At 45.9% G+C, this 24,186-nt stretch carries 22 protein-coding genes, 1 pseudogene and 1 CRISPR repeat array; of the genes and pseudogenes, 19 read left to right on the top strand and 4 right to left on the bottom strand.

Going from position 1 to position 24,186, the window contains the following annotated elements; translation table 11 throughout:
- The first annotated feature begins 59 nt into the window (after positions 1-59).
- The 10 genes and pseudogenes from cas5c to ACQQ6X_RS16580 all read left to right on the top strand — a co-directional run bounded on the left by cas5c (position 60) and on the right by ACQQ6X_RS16580 (position 11,890).
- Complete coding sequence (gene cas5c, locus ACQQ6X_RS16625) at positions 60-776, top strand: type I-C CRISPR-associated protein Cas5c (protein ID WP_063208766.1); 717 nt, start codon at positions 60-62, stop codon at positions 774-776.
- On the top strand, positions 777-2,723 hold the full coding sequence (gene cas8c / locus ACQQ6X_RS16620) for a type I-C CRISPR-associated protein Cas8c/Csd1 (protein WP_305166256.1): 1,947 nt from the start codon (positions 777-779) through the stop codon (positions 2,721-2,723).
- A gap of 42 nt (positions 2,724-2,765) precedes the next feature.
- Positions 2,766-3,641: a type I-C CRISPR-associated protein Cas7/Csd2 gene (gene cas7c / locus ACQQ6X_RS16615; protein WP_305166255.1), complete on the top strand. Its 876-nt coding sequence runs from the start codon at positions 2,766-2,768 to the stop codon at positions 3,639-3,641.
- Entirely contained in the window at positions 3,628-4,287 is a 660-nt protein-coding gene (gene cas4 / locus ACQQ6X_RS16610; protein ID WP_305166253.1) for a CRISPR-associated protein Cas4, read from the top strand. Before cas7c ends, cas4 begins: the two co-directional genes overlap by 14 nt.
- Positions 4,284-5,315: a type I-C CRISPR-associated endonuclease Cas1c gene (gene cas1c / locus ACQQ6X_RS16605; protein WP_305166252.1), complete on the top strand. Its 1,032-nt coding sequence runs from the start codon at positions 4,284-4,286 to the stop codon at positions 5,313-5,315. The genes cas4 and cas1c overlap by 4 nt, the downstream gene beginning before the upstream one ends.
- Before the next feature lie 10 nt (positions 5,316-5,325).
- The gene (gene cas2, locus ACQQ6X_RS16600) at positions 5,326-5,616 is read left to right on the top strand and encodes a CRISPR-associated endonuclease Cas2 (RefSeq protein WP_063208753.1); all 291 of its coding nucleotides are present in this window, start codon (positions 5,326-5,328) and stop codon (positions 5,614-5,616) included.
- 181 nt (positions 5,617-5,797) lie between these two features.
- Positions 5,798-6,789: direct repeats of the CRISPR family, unit length 33 nt; unit sequence GTCGCACTCTGTATGGAGTGCGTGGATTGAAAT.
- 2,409 nt (positions 6,790-9,198) lie between these two features.
- Positions 9,199-10,589 (top strand): annotated as a pseudogene (locus ACQQ6X_RS16595) (helix-turn-helix domain-containing protein).
- A gap of 418 nt (positions 10,590-11,007) precedes the next feature.
- Positions 11,008-11,112 carry an aspartyl-phosphate phosphatase Spo0E family protein gene (locus ACQQ6X_RS16590; RefSeq protein ID WP_430493472.1) on the top strand — a complete coding sequence of 35 codons (105 nt, stop codon included), beginning with the start codon at positions 11,008-11,010 and terminating at the stop codon, positions 11,110-11,112.
- A gap of 93 nt (positions 11,113-11,205) precedes the next feature.
- Positions 11,206-11,400 (top strand): XRE family transcriptional regulator, encoded by a 195-nt coding sequence (locus tag ACQQ6X_RS16585; protein WP_305166251.1) that lies wholly within the window; start codon positions 11,206-11,208, stop codon positions 11,398-11,400.
- 121 nt (positions 11,401-11,521) lie between these two features.
- Positions 11,522-11,890, top strand: a complete 369-nt coding sequence (locus tag ACQQ6X_RS16580) for a DnaJ family domain-containing protein (protein WP_305166250.1) — start codon at positions 11,522-11,524, stop codon at positions 11,888-11,890.
- A gap of 64 nt (positions 11,891-11,954) precedes the next feature.
- Here ACQQ6X_RS16580 and gluQRS read toward each other — a convergent pair whose 3' ends face one another.
- Complete coding sequence (gene gluQRS / locus ACQQ6X_RS16575) at positions 11,955-12,950, bottom strand: tRNA glutamyl-Q(34) synthetase GluQRS (protein ID WP_305166249.1); 996 nt, start codon at positions 12,948-12,950, stop codon at positions 11,955-11,957.
- A 338-nt stretch (positions 12,951-13,288) separates the two neighbouring features.
- Here gluQRS and hrpB point away from each other — a divergent pair, with 338 nt between their 5' ends.
- The 3 genes from hrpB to ACQQ6X_RS16560 all read left to right on the top strand — a co-directional run bounded on the left by hrpB (position 13,289) and on the right by ACQQ6X_RS16560 (position 17,935).
- Positions 13,289-15,817, top strand: coding sequence for an ATP-dependent helicase HrpB (gene hrpB, locus ACQQ6X_RS16570; protein WP_305166248.1), 2,529 nt, complete (start codon positions 13,289-13,291; stop codon positions 15,815-15,817).
- Between the two features lie 118 nt (positions 15,818-15,935).
- Complete coding sequence (locus tag ACQQ6X_RS16565) at positions 15,936-16,520, top strand: general stress protein (protein WP_063208742.1); 585 nt, start codon at positions 15,936-15,938, stop codon at positions 16,518-16,520.
- A 242-nt stretch (positions 16,521-16,762) separates the two neighbouring features.
- A complete protein-coding gene (locus tag ACQQ6X_RS16560) occupies positions 16,763-17,935 on the top strand; it encodes an acyltransferase (protein WP_305166247.1) in 1,173 nt (390 codons plus the stop codon).
- Between the two features lie 341 nt (positions 17,936-18,276).
- Here ACQQ6X_RS16560 and map read toward each other — a convergent pair whose 3' ends face one another.
- A complete protein-coding gene (gene map / locus ACQQ6X_RS16555; protein WP_305166246.1) occupies positions 18,277-19,023 on the bottom strand; it encodes a type I methionyl aminopeptidase in 747 nt (248 codons plus the stop codon).
- A gap of 26 nt (positions 19,024-19,049) precedes the next feature.
- Positions 19,050-19,784 carry a TetR/AcrR family transcriptional regulator gene (locus tag ACQQ6X_RS16550; protein ID WP_305166245.1) on the bottom strand — a complete coding sequence of 245 codons (735 nt, stop codon included), beginning with the start codon at positions 19,782-19,784 and terminating at the stop codon, positions 19,050-19,052.
- A gap of 380 nt (positions 19,785-20,164) precedes the next feature.
- Here ACQQ6X_RS16550 and ACQQ6X_RS16545 point away from each other — a divergent pair, with 380 nt between their 5' ends.
- Both ACQQ6X_RS16545 and ACQQ6X_RS16540 read left to right on the top strand, forming a co-directional pair.
- Positions 20,165-20,527 carry a helix-turn-helix transcriptional regulator gene (locus ACQQ6X_RS16545; protein WP_063208734.1) on the top strand — a complete coding sequence of 121 codons (363 nt, stop codon included), beginning with the start codon at positions 20,165-20,167 and terminating at the stop codon, positions 20,525-20,527.
- Between the two features lie 19 nt (positions 20,528-20,546).
- Positions 20,547-21,551 carry a Gfo/Idh/MocA family protein gene (locus tag ACQQ6X_RS16540; RefSeq protein WP_305166557.1) on the top strand — a complete coding sequence of 335 codons (1,005 nt, stop codon included), beginning with the start codon at positions 20,547-20,549 and terminating at the stop codon, positions 21,549-21,551.
- 114 nt (positions 21,552-21,665) lie between these two features.
- Here ACQQ6X_RS16540 and ACQQ6X_RS16535 read toward each other — a convergent pair whose 3' ends face one another.
- Positions 21,666-22,235 (bottom strand): TraR/DksA C4-type zinc finger protein, encoded by a 570-nt coding sequence (locus ACQQ6X_RS16535; RefSeq protein WP_305166244.1) that lies wholly within the window; start codon positions 22,233-22,235, stop codon positions 21,666-21,668.
- A 143-nt stretch (positions 22,236-22,378) separates the two neighbouring features.
- On the opposite strand from ACQQ6X_RS16535, the gene ACQQ6X_RS16530 reads away from it, so the two are divergent.
- The 4 genes from ACQQ6X_RS16530 (at position 22,379) to ACQQ6X_RS16515 (ending at position 24,176) form a co-directional block, all read left to right on the top strand.
- Entirely contained in the window at positions 22,379-22,756 is a 378-nt protein-coding gene (locus tag ACQQ6X_RS16530; RefSeq protein ID WP_013370831.1) for a DivIVA domain-containing protein, read from the top strand.
- A gap of 97 nt (positions 22,757-22,853) precedes the next feature.
- Positions 22,854-23,288, top strand: a complete 435-nt coding sequence (locus tag ACQQ6X_RS16525) for an Rrf2 family transcriptional regulator (protein WP_305166243.1) — start codon at positions 22,854-22,856, stop codon at positions 23,286-23,288.
- 24 nt (positions 23,289-23,312) lie between these two features.
- The gene (locus ACQQ6X_RS16520; RefSeq protein WP_305166242.1) at positions 23,313-23,813 is read left to right on the top strand and encodes a metallophosphoesterase family protein; all 501 of its coding nucleotides are present in this window, start codon (positions 23,313-23,315) and stop codon (positions 23,811-23,813) included.
- Between the two features lie 36 nt (positions 23,814-23,849).
- Positions 23,850-24,176 (top strand): (2Fe-2S) ferredoxin domain-containing protein, encoded by a 327-nt coding sequence (locus tag ACQQ6X_RS16515; protein WP_305166241.1) that lies wholly within the window; start codon positions 23,850-23,852, stop codon positions 24,174-24,176.
- The last annotated feature ends 10 nt before the right edge of the window (positions 24,177-24,186 follow it).

The raw sequence follows: 24,186 nt of genomic DNA, 5'->3' as shown, positions 1-24,186 counted from the left end.
AAGTAATATTCTGGAACTATGTTTAGAAAATATAGGCATAGAAAGGAGGTATATGCTAGTTGAGAAATGCAATCGAATTTAAAGTTTATGGCGACTATGCCCTGTTCACAGATCCACTAACCAAACTTGGTGGTGAGAAATTAACTTATAGTGTTCCAACATATCAGGCATTAAAGGGAATTGTCGAAAGTATTTATTGGAAACCCACAATAATCATGGTTGTAGACAAAGTTCGTGTTCTACATGCCATCCGGATGGAATCCAAAGGTGTTCGTCCCATCGAGTATGGCGGCGGTAATACGCTTGCTAATTATACTTATCTGAAAGATCCCTGTTACGAGGTTCAGGCTCATTTTGAATTTAATCCGCATCGTCCTGAGATGGAATATGATCGTAATGAGAATAAGCATCATAATATTCTCAAGCGCTCATTACTTGCTGGAGGGCGCAGAGATATTTTTTTGGGTACACGAGAATGTCAAGCATATGTAGAGCCTTGTGAATTTGGTATAGAAGCTGGTTTCTACGATAACTATGGTGACATTCATTTAGGCAATATGGTGCATGGGATTAACTATCCAGATGAGACAGGCAGGGACCAAATGGAAGTCCGCTTGTGGAATCCAGTAATGAAGGATGGAGTCATTGAATTTATTCGGCCGGAGGAATGCACACAGGTTCGGACAATAGCAAATATGCAATCCAAACAGTTTGATAAAGATAACGTTCAGTCTGCGGATGAGTTGCTTGCCCAATGGGAGGAGTGGGGGAATTAAATGAGCTGGTTGTTAAATTTATATGAAACGTATGAATCTAATCTTGATCGTGTGGGCGTGATTGAGAAGAAACATAATGATCGTGAATATACACTGTTGCCTATCTCCCACACGACCCAAAATGCGCAGATCGAAGTTGAAGTTACAGAACAAGGTGATTTTCATTCAGCCAGGATATTGGATAAAACTGAGTTTAGTACATTGATTCCCTCTACAGAAAAATCCGCCAGTCGGGCTGGTTCTGTCATATCCCCCTATCCGCTCCATGATAAATTAAGTTATGTTGCCGGAGATTTTGTAGCATATGGTGGAAAAATAAAAAAAGAAGAGCCGTTTGCTGCTTATATTCAGCAGTTAGAAGGTTGGGCTACCTCAGATTATGCCACTTCTAAGGTGAAAAGCATATATCGATACTTAAGCAAGCGACGCCTGATTAAAGACTTGGTAGACAAGTCTATTTTATATCTTGATGAGGATCAGAAATTAATAAGGACATGGGACAAGAAGTACGAACCTTTACATGGAGAAAAACCACCTATATTTACAGCGGTCCCAGGTGAACAGGAGAGCGTATTCATTCGTTTTAATGTGTACTCTCCAGATAAAGCTTTAGATAAAGTTTGGGAAGATAAAGAGATGTATGATTCATTTGTGGGTTACTATAGTCAGTTGCTGGGAGAAGAAGACATTTGCTATGTGACTGGAAAGCAGCTCCCTAGCACAGACAAGCATGCTAATAAAATCAGAAATTCCGGGGATAAAGCGAAGCTGATTTCTGCTAATGATACGAGTGGATTCACATTCAGAGGACGATTTGCCCACAGTCATGAAGCTGCAAGTATCAGTTATGAAGTATCGCAAAAGGCTCATAATGCCTTAAAATGGCTCATTAACCGTCAAGGTAAAGTCATAGAGCAACGTGTTTTTCTAGTGTGGGGAAATGATGAACCGAGCATTCTGAATTTTACTGAAAATGATAGCATCTTTGCAATGGGCTTGCCAGCCAAGGCTAAAGAATTAAAGAGTCATACGAACGAAGAGTTTGCTTTTGAATTTGCCAAAGCCTTGACGGGTTATGCCAATACACTTGTTGTCAAATCTGGTTCCAAGGCAAAAGTTAATATTCTTGTGCTTGACTCAGCAACAACGGGCCGGATGGCTGTAATCTATTATCGGAATTTGGATAAAAAATTGTATTTTGAAAAGCTTATTCATTGGCATTCCACCTGTGTGTGGCTTCATCGCTATCAGAAGGATGAGCAGGGTGAATATCTACAATTTTGGGGTGCTCCAGCAACGAAAGATATTGCTTTTGCAGCATATGGGTCAAAGGCTAATGATAAGCTCGTTAAGGGTTTGATGGAACGAATGCTCCCCTGTATAGTAGATGGTCAAAACATTCCTCAGGATATTGTGAGGAGTGCGATTAACCGTGCTTCTAATCCGGTATCCATGGACAAGTGGGAATGGGAGAAAACACTAAGCGTGACCTGTGCTTTGGTTAACCAACGGGAGGGATACAATGTGGCATTAGATACAGAAAATATGGATCGCAGTTATTTATTTGGCAGATTGTTGGCGATCGCTGATGTGATGGAACGAAGTGCATTAGACAAGGATGAGAAGCGATCTACGAATGCCATCCGATATATGAACGCATTTTCACAACATCCAGAAAGAACCTGGAGGACCATTCAGAATGCCTTGCAGCCATATCAGGCCAGACTTGGGAAACGCTTAAACTATTATTCTAACATGATAGATGAAGTTGCCTCGAAAATTACATTTGATCAATTTGATAACAAACCATTATCCGGCAAGTATTTGCTTGGATTCTATAGCCAACGCTATGAAATCTATCATAATACTCATAAAAAAGCTCTTGAGCATAATAACGACAACAAAGAGAACAACACCTTAGACATGATTGAACACCAGGAATCCTAAGTACTTTAAAAATATGTAGGTATATTAAAGGAGAGTAATCATATGTCCGTGTTGGATCATAAAATTGATTTTGCAGTTGTATTGTCGGTTACTAAAGCAAATCCCAATGGCGATCCCCTAAATGGAAATCGTCCACGGCAAAATTACGATGGATATGGCGAAATCTCAGATGTGGCTCTAAAACGCAAAATAAGAAACCGTCTGCAAGATATGGGAGAATCTATTTTTGTCCAATCTAACGATCGGAAATCGGATGATTTTAATAGTCTGAGAGAACGTGCAGATGCCAATCCGGAATTGGAAAAATTTTTTAAGGGTAAGGAATCCTCAAGTGAAGAATTTGCTAGAATTGCTTGCCGTGAATGGATTGATGTCCGTAGCTTTGGTCAGGTGTTCGCATTCAAAGCTGCGGGTAAAGGAGCCGGAGTTTCTGTAGGGGTAAGAGGTCCTGTATCCATACATACAGCAACCAGTATTGATCCTATTGATATTACAAGTATGCAAATCACAAAAAGTGTGAACTCCGAACCGGGGAAAGAAAGAGGGTCCGACACGATGGGGATGAAGCATCGAGTGGATTTCGGCGTATACCTTTTCAAGGGAAGCATCAATACACAGCTAGCTGAAAAAACAGGGTTTACCAGCGAAGATGCGGGTAAGATCAAGGACGCGCTGATTTCGTTATTTGAAAATGATGTCTCATCCGCTCGTCCCGACGGGAGTATGGAAGTTCATAAAGTATATTGGTGGGAGCATAGTTCAAAACTTGGACAATACTCATCCGCTAAAGTGCACCGTTCTTTGCAGGTGATATCAAAAGAAAGCGTAGACGAATCCGACAAATCTTTTGACACCCATTATGAATGTATTCTCACACCGCTCGAAGGTTTAAAGGTTCAAGAGTATGCAGGGCTATAACGAAGAAGATTATTTGCTGCTATCCGGTTTACAGCATTTTAATTTTTGTAGAAGACAGTGGGCGCTTATTCACATTGAGCAGCAATGGGAAGAAAACGTGCGCACGATTGAAGGGAATCATTTGCACAGGAAAGCCGATCAGCCCATGATTCGTGAAAAAAGAGGGGATAAGCTCATCGTACGCGCATTACCTATACATTCCAGAGAGCTTGGGATTACAGGTATCTGTGACGTAGTAGAGTTTATAAGTGATCCACATGGCGTTCCACTTGCAGGGGAGGAAGGAACATACCTCCCTTTTCCTGTTGAATACAAGCGCGGCAAACCGAAACGAAATGACTCGGATCATTCACAATTGGTTGCACAAGTGATGTGTCTTGAAGAAATGCTCGTGTGTGAGATTTCCAAAGGCTACTTTTATTACGATGAGATCAAACACCGTGTAGAGGTCATCATCACGACCGCTGACCGAGAGCGTGTGCGCGCAAGTTTGCAGGAGATGCGACATTATTTTGAGCAAAATCATACACCCAAAGCCAAAGCGGGACCACACTGCCTGAGCTGCTCACTACATAACATATGTGTTCCCGAAATACTGAGTAAAAAATCAGTTTCGAGCTTTATTGAAAGCAGGCTGGCTGAATGAAAAAATTACTGAACACGTTGTTTGTGACCATGCCGGATACGTACTTGTCACTGGATGGGGAGAATATCGTGGTCAATCAAGAAGAGTCCATTCTCGCACGGTATCCCTTGCACAATTTGGAGGCGGTCTGCACTTTTGGCTACGCAGGTGTTAGTCCAGGCCTCATGGGAGCTTGTGCCACACGCAACATAGATCTAACCTTTATGACGCGAAGCGGTCGTTTCCTGGCACGAGTTACCGGGGAAAGTAGGGGAAATGTAGTGCTGAGAAAAGAACAGTACCGCATTTCCGATGATGATAGAAGAAGCGCTCTTGTCGCTAGAAATATGATTATAGGCAAAATATATAACCATAAATGGATTTTGGAACGGGCAACGAGAGACTATCCACTTCGTATTGATACGGAACGCATGAAGAAGGTGACTGCGTCTTTAACCGAAATTATGAAGCAAGTCCGCGAAGTGGAGGAGTTGGACATTTTACGCGGTTTGGAAGGAACGGCGGCGGTACAGTACAATTCCGTGTGGGATGATCTGATCTTACAGCAAAAAGATGACTTTTACTTCCATGGACGTCATAAGCGCCCGCCGTTAGATAATGTGAATGCCTTATTATCTTTTGCCTATACACTGTTGTCCAACGATATGAAATCGGCATTGGAAACTGTCGGTCTGGATGCCTATGTAGGTTTTCTGCATAGAGATCGCCCAGGGCGAGCCTCATTGGCACTAGATGTGATGGAAGAACTTCGAGGAGTATATGCCGACCGTTTTGTTCTTACACTGATTAACAAAAAATTGATTCATGGCAAAGGATTTTACAAAAAAGAAAACGGGGCTGTCATGATGGACGATGATACGAGGAAAATCGTATTGAAGGCATGGCAAGAACGGAAGCAGGAAAAAATAATTCATCCTTATTTGAATGAGAAAATATCCTGGGGACTGGTTCCCTACTCACAGGCTTTGCTCTTGGCTAGATATATTCGGGGGGATCTGGACGAGTATCCTCCATTTTTGTGGAAGTAGGTGTGAACACTTGCTCATTTTGATTACGTATGATGTAAGCACGGTAGATAGAGAAGGTAGAAAAAGACTGGCAAAAGTTGCGAAAAAGTGTGTAGATCACGGACAAAGGGTGCAAAATTCTGTGTTTGAATGTATCTTAGACTCGACCCAGTTCCGCCGTTTAAAATATGAACTCGAAGAACTGATAGACAAAACAGAAGACAGCTTGCGCTTCTACAACTTAGGAGATAACTATAAAAAGAAAGTAGAGCATATAGGGGCTAAGGAAGCTTACGATATGGAAAGTCCTTTGATTTTATAAGGTGCGAATGTGAAGCTCACATAAAAACCCCGGGTCCTTCGCACCTCGGAATTTGTCGAAAAGCAATTGAATCAGTTACTATCAGTAAAAGTCAATGGTTGATACAAGCCTTTTTGGCATCAGTTTTTGCGACAATGTGTGGAATTGATATCATTAGGGTATCAATTACTGCATTTTCGCTGTCGCACTCTGTATGGAGTGCGTGGATTGAAATTTCGCATTGGAGATGAGGCGCAATATACACTACCGTCGCACTCTGTATGGAGTGCGTGGATTGAAATACAACGCTATGTAATCGTAGCGGTATGGGGGTAGAGTCGCACTCTGTATGGAGTGCGTGGATTGAAATTATCTCCTTGTCTGATTAAAAAATTTAGCTAGCAACGGTCGCACTCTGTATGGAGTGCGTGGATTGAAATTAATTGGGCCAACAATCAGGATAAAATGTCTGCTGGTCGCACTCTGTATGGAGTGCGTGGATTGAAATATGTACACATAAATTTTCTGGGCTTGAGCACACGTCGCACTCTGTATGGAGTGCGTGGATTGAAATTGGAATCGCTGGAGGTGCTGGCTGGCTTGGGCTTCATGTCGCACTCTGTATGGAGTGCGTGGATTGAAATTGTACCACCTGTAGAGCCTCCAAATACATAAATAGTCGCACTCTGTATGGAGTGCGTGGATTGAAATAACTCATGGTGTATAGCCGCCATCAAATGGCTTTTCCCGTCGCACTCTGTATGGAGTGCGTGGATTGAAATCGTTGCCAGTTCTGCGGTGTATCCCATGTGCCTTAGTCGCACTCTGTATGGAGTGCGTGGATTGAAATATCTTTCCCGATTTCAGCAACGGTTTCAGAAGCGTGTCGCACTCTGTATGGAGTGCGTGGATTGAAATAGCGGCGGCGCAGGATTAACAGTGACTATGAATTAAGTCGCACTCTGTATGGAGTGCGTGGATTGAAATATTAAAAAGGATGTTCCTTCCGGTGGCGCGGGGCGCGGTCGCACTCTGTATGGAGTGCGTGGATTGAAATCTGTACGCGAATTGAGGGGGCCAGCGGTGCCAGAAAGTCGCACTCTGTATGGAGTGCGTGGATTGAAATAATCTACTCGCCCAAGGTAAGCAAAAGGGGCTGGAGTCGCACTCTGTATGGAGTGCGTAGATCATGACGAAGCAGCTGCCACTTGGTTGTACGAGTGGAGAGTGCTTCTTTTTTCGAAATTACGAAGCAAGTCCGAGAAGTGGGGGCTGGACATTTTGCACGGTTTGGAAGGAATGTCGGCAGTACATTACAAAAAGAAAGTAGAGCATATAGGTCTAAGGAAGCTTACGATATGGAAAGCCCACTGATTTTGAAAGGTGCGAATGTGAAGCTCACATAAAAAACCCGGGTCCTTCGCACCTCGGAATTTGTCGAAAAGCAATTGAATCAGTTACCACAGTAAAAGTCAATGGTTGATACAAGCCTTTTTGGCATCAGTTTTTGCAATAATATGTGGAATTGATATCATTAGAGCATCAATTACTGCATTTTCGCTGTCGCACTCTATATGAGTGCGTGGATTGAAATACTGGGGGATGAACGAACACGGGATTATTAACTTTGTCGCACTCTATATGAGTGCGTGGATTGAAATTTCCTGCAACTTCACGCGCATGTCTCCCGGCTGATAGTCGCACTCTATATGAGTGCGTGGATTGAAATTTCAAGGATGCGGTCAATGGCTGTGTTCAGGTCTGGTCGCACTCTATATGAGTGCGTGGATTGAAATACGGCATTGGTTCCAATGGCCCCGATGATGGCAACGTCGCACTCTATATGAGTGCGTGGATTGAAATACATTTCCCCGTGTGACCCCGTTCGGTGTCAATTGTCGCACTCTATATGAGTGCGTGGATTGAAATTTGCTCAAAACTATCGGCAAAAGTCCGGGTGTACAGTCGCACTCTATATGAGTGCGTGGATTGAAATGCTGTGGCGTTTGGTATTAAAAAGTTGGTGATTGAGTCGCACTCTATATGAGTGCGTGGATTGAAATAGGAACACCGCCAACGTAATTCCGAAGGTGGTTGATAGTCGCACTCTATATGAGTGCGTGGATTGAAATATAACAAATAAAAAGGCCACGTTTCACGGCGGCTTGGTCGCACTCTATATGAGTGCGTGGATTGAAATTGTACGATGCATTCTAACAGCAACGCCCTCAACAAGTAGTCGCACTCTATATGAGTGCGTGGATTGAAATAAATCCTGCTTTGGTAAGGTACTCAACGCAAGGGTCGCACTCTATATGAGTGCGTGGATTGAAATAAAAATGGAAACGAACGCTGGTTATGTAGTTGGTATAGTCGCACTCTATATGAGTGCGTGGATTGAAATCACCAAACTGTATCAATAATCATCATTGTCATTCACGTCGCACTCTATATGAGTGCGTGGATTGAAATGTATCAATCAGATCGGCAACGTTATTATCGACATCGTCGCACTCTATATGAGTGCGTGGATTGAAATCAAATTCAGTTGCGTTTAACCGGATATCTACCAACGTCGCACTCTATATGAGTGCGTGGATTGAAATTTTCGTGTAGGGCTAAAAATAAAATTGCATTTGTCGTCGCACTCTATATGAGTGCGTGGATTGAAATCATTTATCATTTTCCTTGTGGAATAATTGGGTGAAGGTCGCACTCTATATGAGTGCGTGGATTGAAATGGCAACGGACAGCAGTTTATTACGTGTATAGTACAGGTCGCACTCTATATGAGTGCGTGGATTGAAATCTTACATATTGCTGGCTGTGGTGTGGCTACTGTTGTCGCACTCTATATGAGTGCGTGGATTGAAATCTCCCCTTGGAGCTGTAGCAGCTCCGGGTTATCGTCGCACTCTATATGAGTGCATGGATGATATGAAAAGAAGTCTCGTTTCGTGCCCCGCCCAGCAGTAAATAGTGCAAATTTTTTTTAATGGATTCCTTATTCGACAAATTCCCCCTTACTTTTATGCAATAATTAACTAACATTACTATGTTGAAGTATAAAATTAACTGGGGAGTTGCTTATGAGAATTTCCATGAGTAAGTTTCTAAAACGTTATGCAACGATTTTATTGAGCTACGCCATAATCATAGGAATATTTTACGCATGGGGATATAAGGTGAGCGCTATAGGGATCTATGCAATTTTGACAGGAATTGTGATTGGAGAAATAATCAACTTCGCATTATCAAAGCGCGAGAAATGAACTTATGTATCCCTTGATTGCATCAATATCAGGGGATTTTTCATGTAATTAAAAGGTCCCGTGATTTTCTGCATGTGACCTCTATATCATTTGCTGGTGGGAATGCACAAAGGGAAATGAGTTAGTCATGTCAACCTTGTAAAACCTTTTACTTGTATCAATCCAATCATTTCAGGATGTCGCTCGTCTCACATGTCTCAATATGTGTAAGATATGCTGAATTTTCGTTATAAACCTTAGTTGCATGATATATTGACAGATGGTTAATTTTGAAGAAGAATAGAGGGTGTTTTTAAAATTATGGAATTTTTATGTGAAGGGTGGTTATGACTTGAAGCATGCACCTACGATTTCAGCGGAGTTTGAGGATTATCTAAAACAAAATGATATGACGTTGAGTCAATTTGCCGAATATTCAGGGGTTCATCAAAGAACGCTTAGTAATTGGATTACTCAGCATCGTCCTGTTTCTGTACAGCAGCTAGACCGGATTACTGCGGCTATGGATTTGCCAGAAGGCTATTTTTACGATGTATACATAGAAAATTATATCATTGAACTTTCTCCGAATTTTAGGCGAATCGAGCCATTATTGTATCGTTGTGCGGAGCTGGACAAGCTGGATGCAATCCGTCGAATGGTTGGTCATATTATGGACAATCCGCTGTATGCATCCAGACTATTTGATATTGCAGAAGCATTATTTGAACAGAGAAGACATGCTACTGCGCTGCTGCTTTATGAGAATGTCGCAGAAGTGGAGAAATATCAGCATTCTGAACGCTTGGCCATCTGTCAATATCGTATATTTACGATTCAAGTTGGAGACGATCAGGGCCTTAATCTCAAGGCAGCCACATTATTTGAACCCTTCGTGGAACGACTGGATGAAATAGATCAGCTTGATGCCTTAAAGGATTTGGCGAATGTGTATCGTTCTTTGCGCTTATGGGACAGGCTTGATGTGATTGCTCACAAAATGAGAGATAAAGCTGAAATCCAATACACATTGGAGCATCAGCAGAAGAAGCGAAACCATGCGCAACTTGAAAAAAAGCTGACTCGTCCCCTGTTTGTGTATATTACCTATGCCGATTTATTGTGGGCCAGTGTATATGAGGCCAAAGGCGATTATGAGCAGGCATTAGAATATACATACGCCTACGCTAATTTAGATTGGGTCAAAGAGACGGACGAGAATACTCTGCATTGGATTAAACAGTTTCAAGATTGGGCAGAAGGTAATATTTACACTTATAAACTATTATCTGGAGATATAAGTGTACTAAACAATTATGCTGAATATATTGCTGCCTCGCCAGATGCTTCTGAAAAAGAAATGATTACAAAGCTGTTGAATGTTATGATGGCAGCAAACCGATATCAAGTTGATGTAGATGACATACTTAAACAGTTCGAAACGGAGATTGATTCGATTACCCAACAGCAATTATCTGCTGATATGTACACTCATCAAGTGGTTCCAGAACAATCAACACGATTTAAATATGAGCTGGCTAAATACTACTTAAATAAAGGTAATTACGATTTAAATACTTACTAGACGTGTTATCTAAATCATTAGTCATTAACAAAGAAGCTTTTTTCATTAGCTGCATAAAATTATTTGAGCAGTTCAAACCATTTGCAGACTTTAGATTGTGTACGAAGTATGAGAGTTTAGTTAGAGAAGGGCGGAAAGAAAGATTATTTTATTATTAGTAGTAATCAATCATTTCTCAATGTTGATTCCAAGCTGAAAAAATAAATGTATATGGAAAATGGAGAAAAGAATATTACTGTGCAAGTAAAGCGATCACTTTTGCCACAGATTTTAACCCACGCCTGACTTTATTCAGGAAATACGGAGGGGGTGGCAAAGGGATTAATATCCGACTGTATAGTGAATAATAGTTGGGTTTTAAGTTCAGCTTGTAGGAGTCAGTTGCATTTTAAATAAACATAAAACGTCAAAAAGTGCCTCTGGAATACTCCAGAAGCAGTTTTTCGTCGAGCAAATTTTCAAAAAATCCAAAAGTTTACGTTTTACATTAGAATATGACACAGAAGGGGGAATCAAGCTGATGAATCCAGTGTGACTTTACTTCGTGTCGAACGGGCCTGAAAAAGACTGTACCAAGTGCAGAAAAAGTACGGCTTTTTAACGCATCCTAAAGTAATTGAACAATCCATGAAACTGGATGAACTATTGAATCAATACCAAACCTGCAAAATGAAATCTTAGCTAATGTGTGTGCATAATGCACTTTAAAGGAAGACGAACTCCAAACTCTAATAAAAATCCTAAATTCTATACTATGAAGAGATGGTAAGGCTGTTGAACAAACGAAATCCTGTAACCCCTTTCGGCTGGAAAATCAAACAAAAGCTAGTTGAAATTCAAATGGACCAGAGAACTTTTTGTGACACCTATCATATTCCTGCTAGCCGCCTGTCCAATCTCATTCATGGAACACGCAAGGCCAAAAAATATAGAGAACAAGTATGTCTGTTGCTTGGGATCGAAGAATAACCATCACTCTCCTACAGGAATACAGGACAACCTCATAATATGTAAGCTAGAGTGGCAAAGGACTCCAGGTTTATTTAATATAGATTGTACATAGGATGCTTAATACAAGGAGTGGACGAGAATGTTCTCTAGAATGGCAGAGCAGAAGATTGCCGAAGCGATGGCCAAAGGTGAGTTTGATCATTTGCCGGGAGAGGGCAAGCCACTGGTAATTGAGGATTTGTCACATGTTCCAGAGGAGCTTCGGATGTCGTACAAGCTGCTGAAAAATGCAAGCATTTTACCAGAAGAGCTACAGTTGCAAAAGGAATGTGTCCAGCTACGTGATTTGCTTCACGCTTGCCATGAGGCAGGGGAACAACAGCGGATCAGTCGCAGACTGACTGAAAAATCACTTCGTCTTCGGATGCTGCTGGAGGAAAGAGGGCTGAATACGTCGTCCGTTTTTTATGAATATGAGTCGGCTGTGCGTCAGCGACTGGAGAAATAGAAGCGAGAGGAGCCAAGGGCGCAATGCCCTTGCCCGTACATTTTGCTTTCCGTGCTCTGTCCCATTACCGTTGTAGTGCAGATAATTTCATGAGGCATTGTTTCGTTAGGATGACGGGTTCTTTGGGCAGTTTGTCCAAATGAAAGCCAGCGATTAAATCCACAGCCTTCACAGGCTCGGGAGTATCCAGCAGCCCGGAAAAGTAGGCGAGCCAGCCAATGACGGCTTCCGGTGTAATTCCTTGCCGCCGCATGGCTCGGAGTGCTACGCCGCCATGTCGCTTGGCCAGTCTTCGTCCATCCGGGCCCAGGACAAGGGGAACGTGTGCAAAACGCGGCGGCTGCAAGCCCAGAGCTTGGTATAACAATAGCTGGCGGGGAGTCGAATCAAGAAGATCGTAGCCGCGCAGCACATCAGTCATATGCATATCCGCATCATCGACGACGACGGCAAGCTGATAGGAAAACATGCCATCTGCCCGTTTGATGATAAAATCGCCCCCCTCCGCCGCAGCGAAGGATACATGACCAGCTACCTGATCATGAAAAGAAATAATAGCATCTGAATGCTGCGGTACTTTAAAACGAAGTGAAGGGAGTTTATGCTGTGCTTTAGCCAGAGCTTCTGAAGAGCTAAGGTTACGACATGCCCCTGAATATGCAGGTCCTTCACCAGACAGTCCGTGCGGAGCATGGGCGGCAGCCATAATGTCTGCCCGACTGCAAAAACAAGGATACAGTAAATCTTGCCCCTGAAGTTTCTCCAATGCAGATTGGAAGCGTTCCAGCCGCTGGCTCTGAGTGTAAGGACCGTAGGGACCGTCAATGTCGGGTCCTTCGTCCCAATCCAGCCCGATCCAGCGCAAATCCTCCATTATTCCTTGCGCTAGTGCGCTGCGAGCTCGCGTTCTATCAATATCTTCCATACGCAAAATATAGGTTCCGCCCAGGGAACGAACATGCAGCCAGGATAATAAGGCGGTGCGAGCGTTTCCTAAGTGTATCCATCCCGATGGTGTTGGGGCGAATCGTCCTCTGATGGGTTGGGTTTGTAATTCCATACGAAAGTTACCTCGATTCTGTATTCCGTATTTCTATATTCCGTCCTTTAGCAATCCACAACAATATTATAAAACGATCTTGGCGCGAGTGCATCTCGACAGGTATAGAAGCCAGCAACAGAAAGGTGTATACCTGTGATGACCAGACGGGAAATTTAAATATCTGTATAATAGGTTTAGAAGAATTAGGCACGATAGGTGAGGCGAAATCCCGGTACCGGGACCAACGTAACATTTTTTGTTCTTTTTTTAATAATTACAGGTAGTGAAAAATTCACAATAACAAAAGAATTCAACCTTAGATTCTACGCCACAAGCGTATCATTGGAGAGATTTCATTGACAGATAAACAATTGCCTATTATGCAAGTCATCCCCGACCTTAAACATGCATTACTATTCCATTCGGCGGCGGTCCTGATTGCACAGCCAGGAGCGGGAAAAACAACAGTAACCCCACTAGAACTGCTGCATGAGCCGTGGTTGGCGGGACAAAAGATAATTATGCTGGAGCCGCGACGTTTGGCAGCACGTGCGGCAGCAGCACAAATGGCGAAAGCGCTGGGTGAGCCCACCGGGAAGACCGTGGGTTACCGCGTTCGTATGGATACCAAGGTAGGACCCAGCACGCGAATTGAAGTGGTTACGGAGGGTGTGCTGACCCGGATGCTGCAACATGATCAGGCTTTGGAGGGAGTCGGTCTGATTATTTTTGATGAATATCACGAGCGCAGCCTGCATGCAGATCTGGGATTGGCACTTGCTCTGCAAAGCCAGGCACTGCTGCGACCGGATTTGAAGATATTAATCATGTCTGCCACCCTGGAGGCAGAGCCTGTATGCAGACTGTTAGGAGATGCACCTTTGCTGGAATGTCCAGGCACCGTATTTCCAGTAGAGACTTTGCATATGTCCAAGCCTTCGTCAGCTTCATTAGAGTCTTTTACGGCTGAGACGGTAGAAAAGGCACTTTATGCTCATGAAGGCGATCTGCTGGTGTTTTTACCAGGGGCTAGAGAAATTCATAGAACGGAACGAGAGCTGATGTCCAGAAAGTTACCGGCCTGCGTTAAAATCATTCCGCTGTACGGCAGCATGAAGCTGGAGCAGCAGGACGAGGCAATACGTCCGTCGGTTCCGGGCAGCCGAAAGGTTGTGCTGGCCACCTCAATTGCCGAGTCCAGCTTGACCATCGCGGGGATCACGGTGGTAATTGATAGCGGACTGTCACGGGAATCGGTATTTTCCGCGCGAACCGGCATGAGCCGTTTGACCACCGTCAGGGTGTCCAAGGCCTCCGCCGACCAGCGGCGCGGGCGGGCGGGACGTCTCCAGCCGGGCGTGTGCTACAGGCTGTGGAGCGCGCAGGAGCATGCCGCGCTCTCTGATGCCAGCCGCCCGGAAATCGCGGTGGCGGATCTGGCCCCGCTCGCGCTGGAGCTGGCGGCCTGGGGCGTGCGCGAGCCTGCCGAGCTGGCCTGGCTGGATGCCCCGCCTGAGGCGGCGTACCGCCAGGCCACAGGCCTGCTGCGTCAGCTCGGCTGCCTGGAGGCCGCAGCCGATGGCACAGCAGGCGGCATCACCGCGCATGGGCGCGAGGTATCCGCCCTGGGCACGCACCCGCGCCTCGGGCACATGCTGCTGCGCGCGGCAGCCCTTGGCCTGGCTCCGACGGCCAGCCGTCTGGCGGCGCTGCTGCAAGAGCGGGACCCGTTCCGTGCTCAGGGCGGAACGGATTTGCGCCCGCGGCTGGATGCCCTGCGCGAGGCGGCCTACGCCCGCAGCGCGCATAGCCTGCTGGGGGCGGCAGATGATACGGTGATTCGCCGTATCGTGCAGGAAAGCCGGCAACTGCTAGCCACGCTGCCGACCACAGCCGCAGCTCAGGATGAGCCTGACGGCTCCGCGGCTTGCGGTCTGCTGCTGGCCTTTGCGTATCCGGATCGGATCGCGCAGGGCCGAGGGGATGGCCGCTTTTTGCTTAGCGGCGGCCGGGGAGCGCGACTCCGACAAGTGGAGTGGATGTCGCGTTCGTCCTATCTCGTCGCCGCCGAAGTGGACGACGAGGGAGCAGATGGCGCCATTCAGTTGGCGGCGCCGCTTGAACTGCAAGAGCTGATCCAGCATTGCAGCGATTTGCTGCTGGAACAAGCCAACGTATACTGGGACAGCTCTGCTTCAGCCGTGAGAGCCCGCAAAGTAATTCGGCTGGGCTCGCTTATCCTAAAGGAAACATCCTATGAGCGACCTCCAGCTGAGGAAATCGCTGCTGCCTTAATGCAGGGTATCCGGGAACGTGGTCTCAAACTGCTGTCCTGGAATCGGCAAACCCTCCAGTTGCAGGCACGTTTGATTTTTATGCACTTCTCAGCACCTGAGGAATGGCCAGACAGCTCAGAATCCGCGCTGTTGGATTCACTGGAGTCGTGGCTGCTGCCTTTTGCGCTTGGAGCCAAAAATATAGCTGATCTGCAACGGCTGGATGGTAGCGAATTGCTACTGGGCAGGTTGAATTGGGAACAGCGGCAGCAGCTCGAACAGGAAGCACCGACGCATATACGTGTACCCAGTGGTTCCCGTATTCCTGTTGATTATTCAAAACCTGAGACTCCTGCACTGGCCGTAAGACTTCAAGAACTGTTCGGCATGAAGGATACCCCCCGTATTGGACGTGGACGTGTGCCGATTGTGCTGCATTTATTGTCACCTGCCCAGCGACCTGTGCAAGTGACTTCTGACTTGTCCAGCTTCTGGAGCAAGGCTTATTTTGAAGTTAAAAAGGATCTGAAAGGCAGATACCCCAAGCATTATTGGCCAGATGATCCATTGGAAGCGGTGGCCACCAACAGAGCAAAGCCTAAGCGTTGATTGACAGACGAACTTAAAAAAGATTTAATATGATTTTGTAAAATCGTTTAAACGTCAGGATAGTAGGGTAATGAAAAAACGAACCACTCACCATACAACATATTGGGAGGTAACTATCATGGCTAATAACTTAAACGATTATAACGAAAAGAAAATTGTTGGTGTTTTTGATACCGAACAAGAAGCATCTCGTGCAATTGGACAATTGCAGAGCAAAGGAATCCCGAGCAGTGAGATTTCTGTGATCACACGTGACCGTGAGGACCTGAGGACGATTAGTGAGGAGACGGGGACTAAAGCACCGGAAGGTGTGGCTACAGGTGCGGCTACAGGTGGAGTTGTAGGCGGTGTTGCTGGCTTGCTGGCAGGCATCGGAGCATTGGCTATTCCAGGTATTGGACCTATTCTTGCTGCTGGACCTATCGCCGCTACCCTTACCGGGGCAGCTGTCGGGGCGGGAGCAGGTGGCTTGGTCGGTGGACTAGTCGGACTTGGCATTCCAGAAGATGACGCCCGCCAATATGAGACATATGTTGATCAAGGCAAGATTTTAGTGCTAGTGGATTCCGCTGATCATCACAGAGATGTATATGATATTTTCCGCACCAACCGTTCCTTGAATGCAGATCGTTACAGAACATATGATGATACGGTGGCAGATACGCGGACAGATGCGTACACAGATACTAGAAGGAATTTGTAATCGTCGCCACGACTGGTGGAAAACGTAATTTACAGCAGTCTGGCTCCTTCTAAATATATAGGCTTTCTACAGCAGCAGTCTCCCCATGAGGAGATTGCTGCTTTTATGTGTTGGCTATTTATTGAATATACCTAAGAAAGATGACGCATGGCTTGGCATTTGCACCTTTATCCCTCTATATATTTTTACAGAATTGTCGTTATAATAGATTTATAAATTGCTAGATGTAACAGGAGAGGGACATGAGTCAAAAAGAGAGAATTTCCGAAGTCGCTTTGCTGAGAGGGCTGGCTTTTGCAGCCGTTGTTCTTCAGCATTCCGTCGCACACTTTGCGGTTGAGCAGGGGGCGCGCATCCAGGACGGAGTTGTAATGACACTATTACTGCTGTGTTCCAAATTTGCAGTACCTGTGTTTGTGTTCATCACTGGGATGGTGCTATTTTACAATTATGATGGGACGTTAAAGTATGGGACTTTTTTACGTAAACGATTCATGGACATCATCGTTCCTTATATCATATGGTCTCTTTTATACGAGTTGGGGAATCAGCTTGTCCAAAGTGGAGGATTTATTCACCCGTTAGATTTTTTACAAAAGCTGTTGAATGGGAAAAGCAGCTATCATCTGTGGTACATCGTTATGATTATTCAATGTTATGTGTTGTTTCCTGTGTTTCGTTATGTTGTACGTCGTTTGTCTGCACTGCTGCCATCAACATGGCGACCCGCCACATTGGCAGGATTCGGCATCCTCTATATTTTGCTCATGTTTGCAGTGGGACCCGTATATCAAATGATGGATCAGTTCCAGCTTCCCGTTATTTCTTCTTGGTTTACCACATACGCTGACCGGAATGTGATCTACTTTTTCTTTTATTTTGTATTAGGGGCGGCAGCCGGAATGAACGTCAAACGTTGGAATGCTTGGGTCATGAAGGCGCAGATGGTATATTGGCCTTTGTTTATCGTGATTACAGGGTACTTACTTTATGAGATGATCGGTCACTTCCAGACGCCGCGAGGTACAGTTTTTTCCTTTAACTATTTGTCTCTGCTGCGTCCGGTCATGGCAATATATTGCGTCACGTCTATTTTTGCAGCTTATCGGGTAGCAACGTGGATTGCTCACAAGGGAGGACGTGCGGCGCGGATGCTGACCATCATGGGGACGTTGTCCTATGGGGCCTATCTGATGCATGCCTTTATGCTGCGCGTAACCTACTACTTTGATGGAACGTTATTTGCTGACTGGAGTCATGTTCTTCGTACACTGGCTTCATTCGTTCTCTGTGTAATCTTTTCTCTTGTGGGAACATGGTTGCTGGCACATCTGCCTTTGGGCAAATGGATCGTAGGGCTGCGGATTCGTTCCCGCCCTGCTGAAGGTCCGCCAGCCTTGCAAAAGCAAGCGTGATCTGCAAATCGAGTAGATCGATCCGAAATTTCAAAAAAATAATGCAGTTATATTCTATTTGTTTATGATATACACTTCATAGAACGCTTCGAACGGACAGATACCATGCCTTCCAAATACAACAAACATAAACTGCATTAGCGGATGCGGAGCGTGAAATATTTCAGCGAATAAACAAAATGTGATTGAAAGCTTTTTTGCAGAGATGACGAAACAATTGCTTCGTCATCTTTGATTGAAGTCCAAGGAAGAATGGAAACAACGTTATTGAATTGTGCTTACAGGAATTCAACGCCAATCCTGTTCCTAAAACGACGCATTCACGTGCGTTCCCTCTGTTCTTACTGGGCCGTTAAAATCAGTGGTCCGTCTGCCGTAATTGCGATCGTATGCTCAAATTGGGCCGACAACTTGCCGTCGGCCGTTCTCGCCGTCCACTGATCGTCGTCGATCGTGATACGGAACGTACCTTCGTTGATCATCGGTTCAATCGTAAACACCATGCCTTCCTTTAATCGAATGCCCTTGCCGGCTATGCCGATATGCTCGTAGCTCGGCTCCTCATGCAGGCTCCGCCCGATCCCGTGCGCCAGCAGATCGCGTACGACTGAAAACCCGTTCGCTTCCGCATGCTGTTGAATCGCCGATGTTATGTCGCCGAGCCGACCTCCGGGGAGTGCCCGGGCGATCCCCAGATCCAAGCATTCCTTTGCCACCTTCATTAATTTTTGCGCCTCCGGTCGGATATTGCCCACCGCATAGCACCAGCACGCATCGCCGAACCATCCGCCATACTCCACGACGATGTCGAGCTTCAGCAAGTCACCGTCCATAAGCTTCTGGTTCGAAGGAATGCCGTGGGCCACCACATCGTTGATCGAAATGCAGGTTTCAGCGGGGAAACCGTTGTACCCTTTCGTAAACTGCTTGCCGCCCAGCTTGGTGATATGTCTGGCAACAAAGTCATTTATTTCCCGGGTAGTAATCCCAGGCTCGATTAGCTTGCCTACCTCTCGGTAGCAGTCTGCAACGATTTGGCTCGCTGGCTTCATCTCTTCGATTTCCCTAGGTGATTTTAAAATGATCATCTTTGTTTGTTCGCTCCTTATCCATTCTATAATTTTAAAAACTGGACGATATCCCTGGCCTCCTCGTGCAGCTTTCCGCGGCGAAGCGAAAGCGAGGCGCAGCCGACCAAGGCAGCCAGAAGCATCTCCGCGCGTTGTAGCTGATGCGGTGAATTCGCCGCGTTTCCGCCAGAAGCGGCAACCCCGTCGACCGCACGCTCGGTTTCCAGCAGCACGGCCAGCGGCGCGAGCACTTCCCGGCGATAAGCGGCCGAGAGCGGGGCCGAGCGCCCTTCAGGCAGCACGGCAAAGCCCTCGCCGGCCAGCTTGTGCAGCAGGTACAGGGCGTGGTCCTCTGCCCAAAGCTGCAACAGCCGGACGCCGGCGGCGGCGACAGGGCCGAGCTCTGCGGCAGCAGTTGTTTCGCGGCTTTCGCTTTGGAAATCCGCGGCAGCCGAGTTCCGGCTGTCCGCCGCCGCAGCCAATCCGAAATGCCCGCCTGCCAGCGCCTCTCCCGAAGCTGAAGCGCCAGGGACCTCCAGCCCGGTCTCAGGCCATCCCCCGGCACGCTCCAACGCGTCCCATAGCAGATCGTTGAGCAAATCGCCTTTATTGCTGTAATAATGGTAAACCGTGCCATAGCCGAGTCCCGCCTGCACAGCCACATCGCGGATTTCAAGTAGAGGACCTTTATTCAAAAACACATCGGCAGCGGCTTTTCGGATTTGCGCCAGACGCCGCAGCCGGATCTCTTCGTTTTGTTCTTTCGTGCGTGGAGACATCTTGTCCGTTCACCTCTTTTATTTTTGACCTACTCTTATGTCAATATAAAACATCGGGTTGCGAATAACAAGGGATTAGCTAAAAAGATTTCCGGCCAGCCTAGAAGGCCGGAAAATACTTTTTTAAGTATGAATTATGTTATTTCAACATGTGAAAAATTCATAACAGAAAACCCAAAAATCACTCCTCAGCGTTCTACATACTACCCTAGAACACTTCACTCCACGGCTCTCGTCACCTTAAAACAGTCACAAGGGACGAAAAATTCTCGTAAGCTCTCCTATTTATGAAAGGAAATAGTCTATGGACCCAGAGTGGTTTATAATGGAAGGTAAGCTGCTTAAATAAGGTTTAAATAAGGTGTAGAGGAGGTTGTGAAATGGCGTTTATGATATCCCAGCGGGCTTTTATCAAAATTTATCTAATCACAATGGTAGAGAGGCATCGCGGATATGGATATCAGATGCTCGAATCGATGAAAGATGAGTTCAGTAGTTTCGGCTATGTTCCGCCTCAAAGCGAGGTATACCGGGCACTGCATGAACTGGTTCAGGAAGGTGTTTTTTACCGTACCAAGAAATTAAAAGGAACAGACCCGCGTGTGGATTTTCAGGAGATTGTGCTCTATCATTTTACAGACGATGGGGAGGAGAAAGCACGGCTGTACAAAAAGCAGGTCAAAGCCGATCTGGACCGTTGCTTAGGTATGCTGCATAAAGCGGAACAAGACAACTATTCCTAACGACGAAAGGATGAGAATGATGGGTAGAAAGCTGAAATGGGGCATTTTAGGCACGGCGGAGATCGCTAGAATTGCTGTAATTCCGGCGATTCAGCAGTCCGAACGTGGAGAAGTGCTAGGCATTGCCAGTCGTGATGCGGATAAAGCCGCCGAGGCTGCCCGGGAGTTCGATATTCCGAGAAGTTATGGAAGCTATGATGAGCTGTTGGCTGATCCCGACATCGGAGCGGTATATATCCCGTTACCGAACCATTTGCATGAAGAGTGGACCATTAGGGCCGCGGAGGCCGGGAAGCATGTTTTGTGTGAAAAACCGTCTTCACTCAGCTCTGTCGGAACAAGCCGCATGATTGAAGCGTGTCGCCGGGCAGGAGTAACTTTTGCAGAGGCTTTTATGTATCGCTATCATCCCAAACATCGAAGAATTAAGGAAATCATCAATAGTGGGGAAATTGGTGACATTCGCGGCATTCATTGTACGTTTACATTTAACAATACCGATCAGGCAGACAATGTACGCTTTAATAAAAGCATGGGCGGCGGCTCGTTATATGATGTGGGCGTGTATCCGATCTCAGCCGCTCGTATGTATTTGGATCGGGAGCCGGAGGCAGTGACGGTACATGCTTTATTTTCCCCCGATCATGACAACGTCGATATGATGGCTTCCGGCCTGCTGGAATTTCCGGGTGGAGTCAACCTTACCTTCGATTGTGGTATGTGGGCAGCCAACCGTTCCAATATGGAAATTCTCGGTAGCAAGGGTACGATTGCGATGCCCAAAATGTTCGGTTGGGAAAGAACGTCTGTCGTACCGCAAATTTTCGTTCACGTCGGCTCGGTTACGCGTGAGGAACGTTTGAAAGGTTTTAATTCTTTTGAACTGCAAGCAGATGCTTTTGCCGAAGCGGTGCTTGACGGTATTCCGTTGCCATATGAGCCAGAAGATGCGGTGAGCAATATGAAGGTAATCGACGCTTGTATTGAGTCAGCTCGCAGTCGAAAGCGGATAGAAATTGGGTAAGCGAGATCATCGTATTTCCGAAAGACATAGAAAAGCAGCCTGTCTATGGACAAGCTGCTTTTTTAGATGAACCAATACATAGGGATTTTCAATGAACTTTTGCACTTTCTAGCATTACATATTTTCATCATAATCTGTAACATCACGCTTGGCGGCTGTCGCAGGCGAGTTTGATGTGCCGTATTTTTCCACCGCGTCCCATGCGCCCGCATCGTCAAATCGCCCTGCATTCCGTTGGCGAACCTCACCTGCACCTTTGGGTGGCGGAGTCATAACCTGTTCCTCAATTGGGCGGTCATTCGATAATTCTCGATTTGGAGTGTGCTCGACGGTATAGGCGGTATATGGAATGGCCTGCAACCGTTCAAAAGGAATTTCTTCGCCGCTCTCCACACATATTCCATACGTTCCATCCTGCATCCGTTGCAAGGCTGCATTGACCTGCTCCAGCTCGTTCTCCAGCGACTCATTAATCGCCAGATCACGGGATCGTTCAAAGGTTTCGGTCCCTATATCAGCGGGGTGGTTATCGTAGGATGAGAGCTCACCTGTGGAATCTGTCAGTGTTTCTCCCAATTGCGTATTTTCCTGACCGTTTTGCTTAAAATGCTTTTCTAAATCCTTTTTCTGCTCCAGCAACATATGTTTCAGCTCTGCAAGCTGCGAATCGTTCAAATGTTTCATGATCATCTCTCTCCTTCATGGTCTGTATGAGTGACGCGTATGCTTTTTTATACCCGTTCATAGGGCAGCGCAATCAGCAGAGACTTTTATTTCCAGCCTAGAATGTGATATAAAAAGAATAGTGTGTTAAGGAGGGAAAACCGATGGATGAACATATGAAGCGTCGTCTGGATAAGCAAAAGCAGTTGTTTAAACAACTGGGCATTCAGCTGGACGCGCTCTCCATTCATGAGAAACAGTTTAAAAATAAAATGCGCGGCTATGATCCAGATGAGGTGGATGCCTTTCTGGATGAAGTGATCAAGGATTATGAACGCTTTTATGCGAACATAGCCGACCTGATGGACAAGTGGCAGGAGCAGCAGGCAACCATACGTGATTTGAAAAATGCACCCAAGCCTGCCGCCGACTTTAATGCACTTGACCGTCGTCAACTGGAGGATATCATTAAGCAGTTGGAATATAGTGTGCGCCAATTAAAAGTGCGAGTACGCCCTGAAAATGACTATTTTCCCGAGTAAGGAGTAGTAAGCACTGTGTCGCTGACCCTAATGTGGTATGATGTAAACATGCATTTTACCAAACATTTAAAGAGGCACACATATAAAGGTGGTTAACATGAGTACCCATTTTTCCGTTAGTATCCATTGTCTGCTTCTTCTGGCTGAAGGAGCACCCGAGCGAATGACTTCGTCACTTATTGCTTCCAGCATTAATACCAATCCGGTAGTTGTGAGAAGAATTATGAGCCGGCTCAAGCAAGCGGGTCTGGTTGATTCGTCGCCAGGAGCGCGTGGCTTTCGTCTAAGCATGTCAAGTTCCAACATCAATCTAAAAATGATCTATGAAGCGACCAAGGATGAAGGTCCGCTGTTCGCCATTCATACCGACAGCAACTGTAATTGCGAGGTTGGCAGGAACATAGACGCTTTGTTGGATGGTTTATACACCGTGGCAGAGCAGAAAATACATGCGTTTTTCGAGACCGTTACGTTGCGTGATCTGGAGCAGGCTCTCAAGCAGCGGGTTGGGCAACAAAGTTCATCCGTGTAATGACGCCGGTAAGGAGAAATTGATATGAAAATCATCGTACTTTCAGACACTCATATGCCGCACAGAAGCAAAACGCTGCCTAGTCGGCTTGTACAGGAGCTAAAAGGCAGTGACCTTATTCTCCACGCCGGAGATTGGACGGATTGGTTCGTCTATGAACGTCTAGCTGAATTTGCGCCTGTGCAAGGCATTGCTGGAAACAATGATGGAACCGACATTGTGGAGCGTCTAGGCTATCAACGAATCGTTGAAGCCCAAGGCAAGCGAATCGGCATGGTTCATGGTCATGGCTGGCGCGGCTCGACAGAAAATATCGCTTTAAACACGTTTAAGGGAGAAACGCTGGATTGCCTGATTTATGGACATTCACATATTCCTGTGGTCAAAAAAATAGATAATCTGCTTGTCCTTAATCCCGGGTCTCCGACGGATAAACGCGGTGAAGACGAATATTCATTTATCGTGCTGACGATTGAAGGCGGGCGGATGGAAGCACAGCTTGTTCTTTATCCAGATAAACATTAATTCAAAAACCAACAACTGTTGATTAAAGGGGAAGCTATGGCTATTTTTGATTTAGAACCGATGAAGCATCATGTATTGATCTGCAATGGAGGCACATGTCTGCGACATGAGGGTGAAGAAGTTACCCAAGCAATTCGGGATGAAATTCGTAAACAACATGCTGAAGCATATATTCACACAACCAGAACTCGTTGTAATGGGCGCTGTCATGATGCGGCCGTTGTAATCGTATATCCGCAAGGGGACTGGTATGGTCAAATGACTCCGGCCTCAGGTACAGAGCTGGTGCAGAAGCTCGTAGCGGGAGAGAAGCTGAAGCCTCATCTTTTTCATGAGTGTACACGTAAATCCAGCTCGGAATAATCCAGTCAAC

Source organism: Paenibacillus ottowii, assembly GCF_050516475.1.
Lineage (GTDB): Bacteria > Bacillota > Bacilli > Paenibacillales > Paenibacillaceae > Paenibacillus > Paenibacillus ottowii.
The sequence above is the reverse complement of the archived record's forward strand: the minus strand, read 5'-3'. Positions and strand labels throughout refer to the sequence as shown.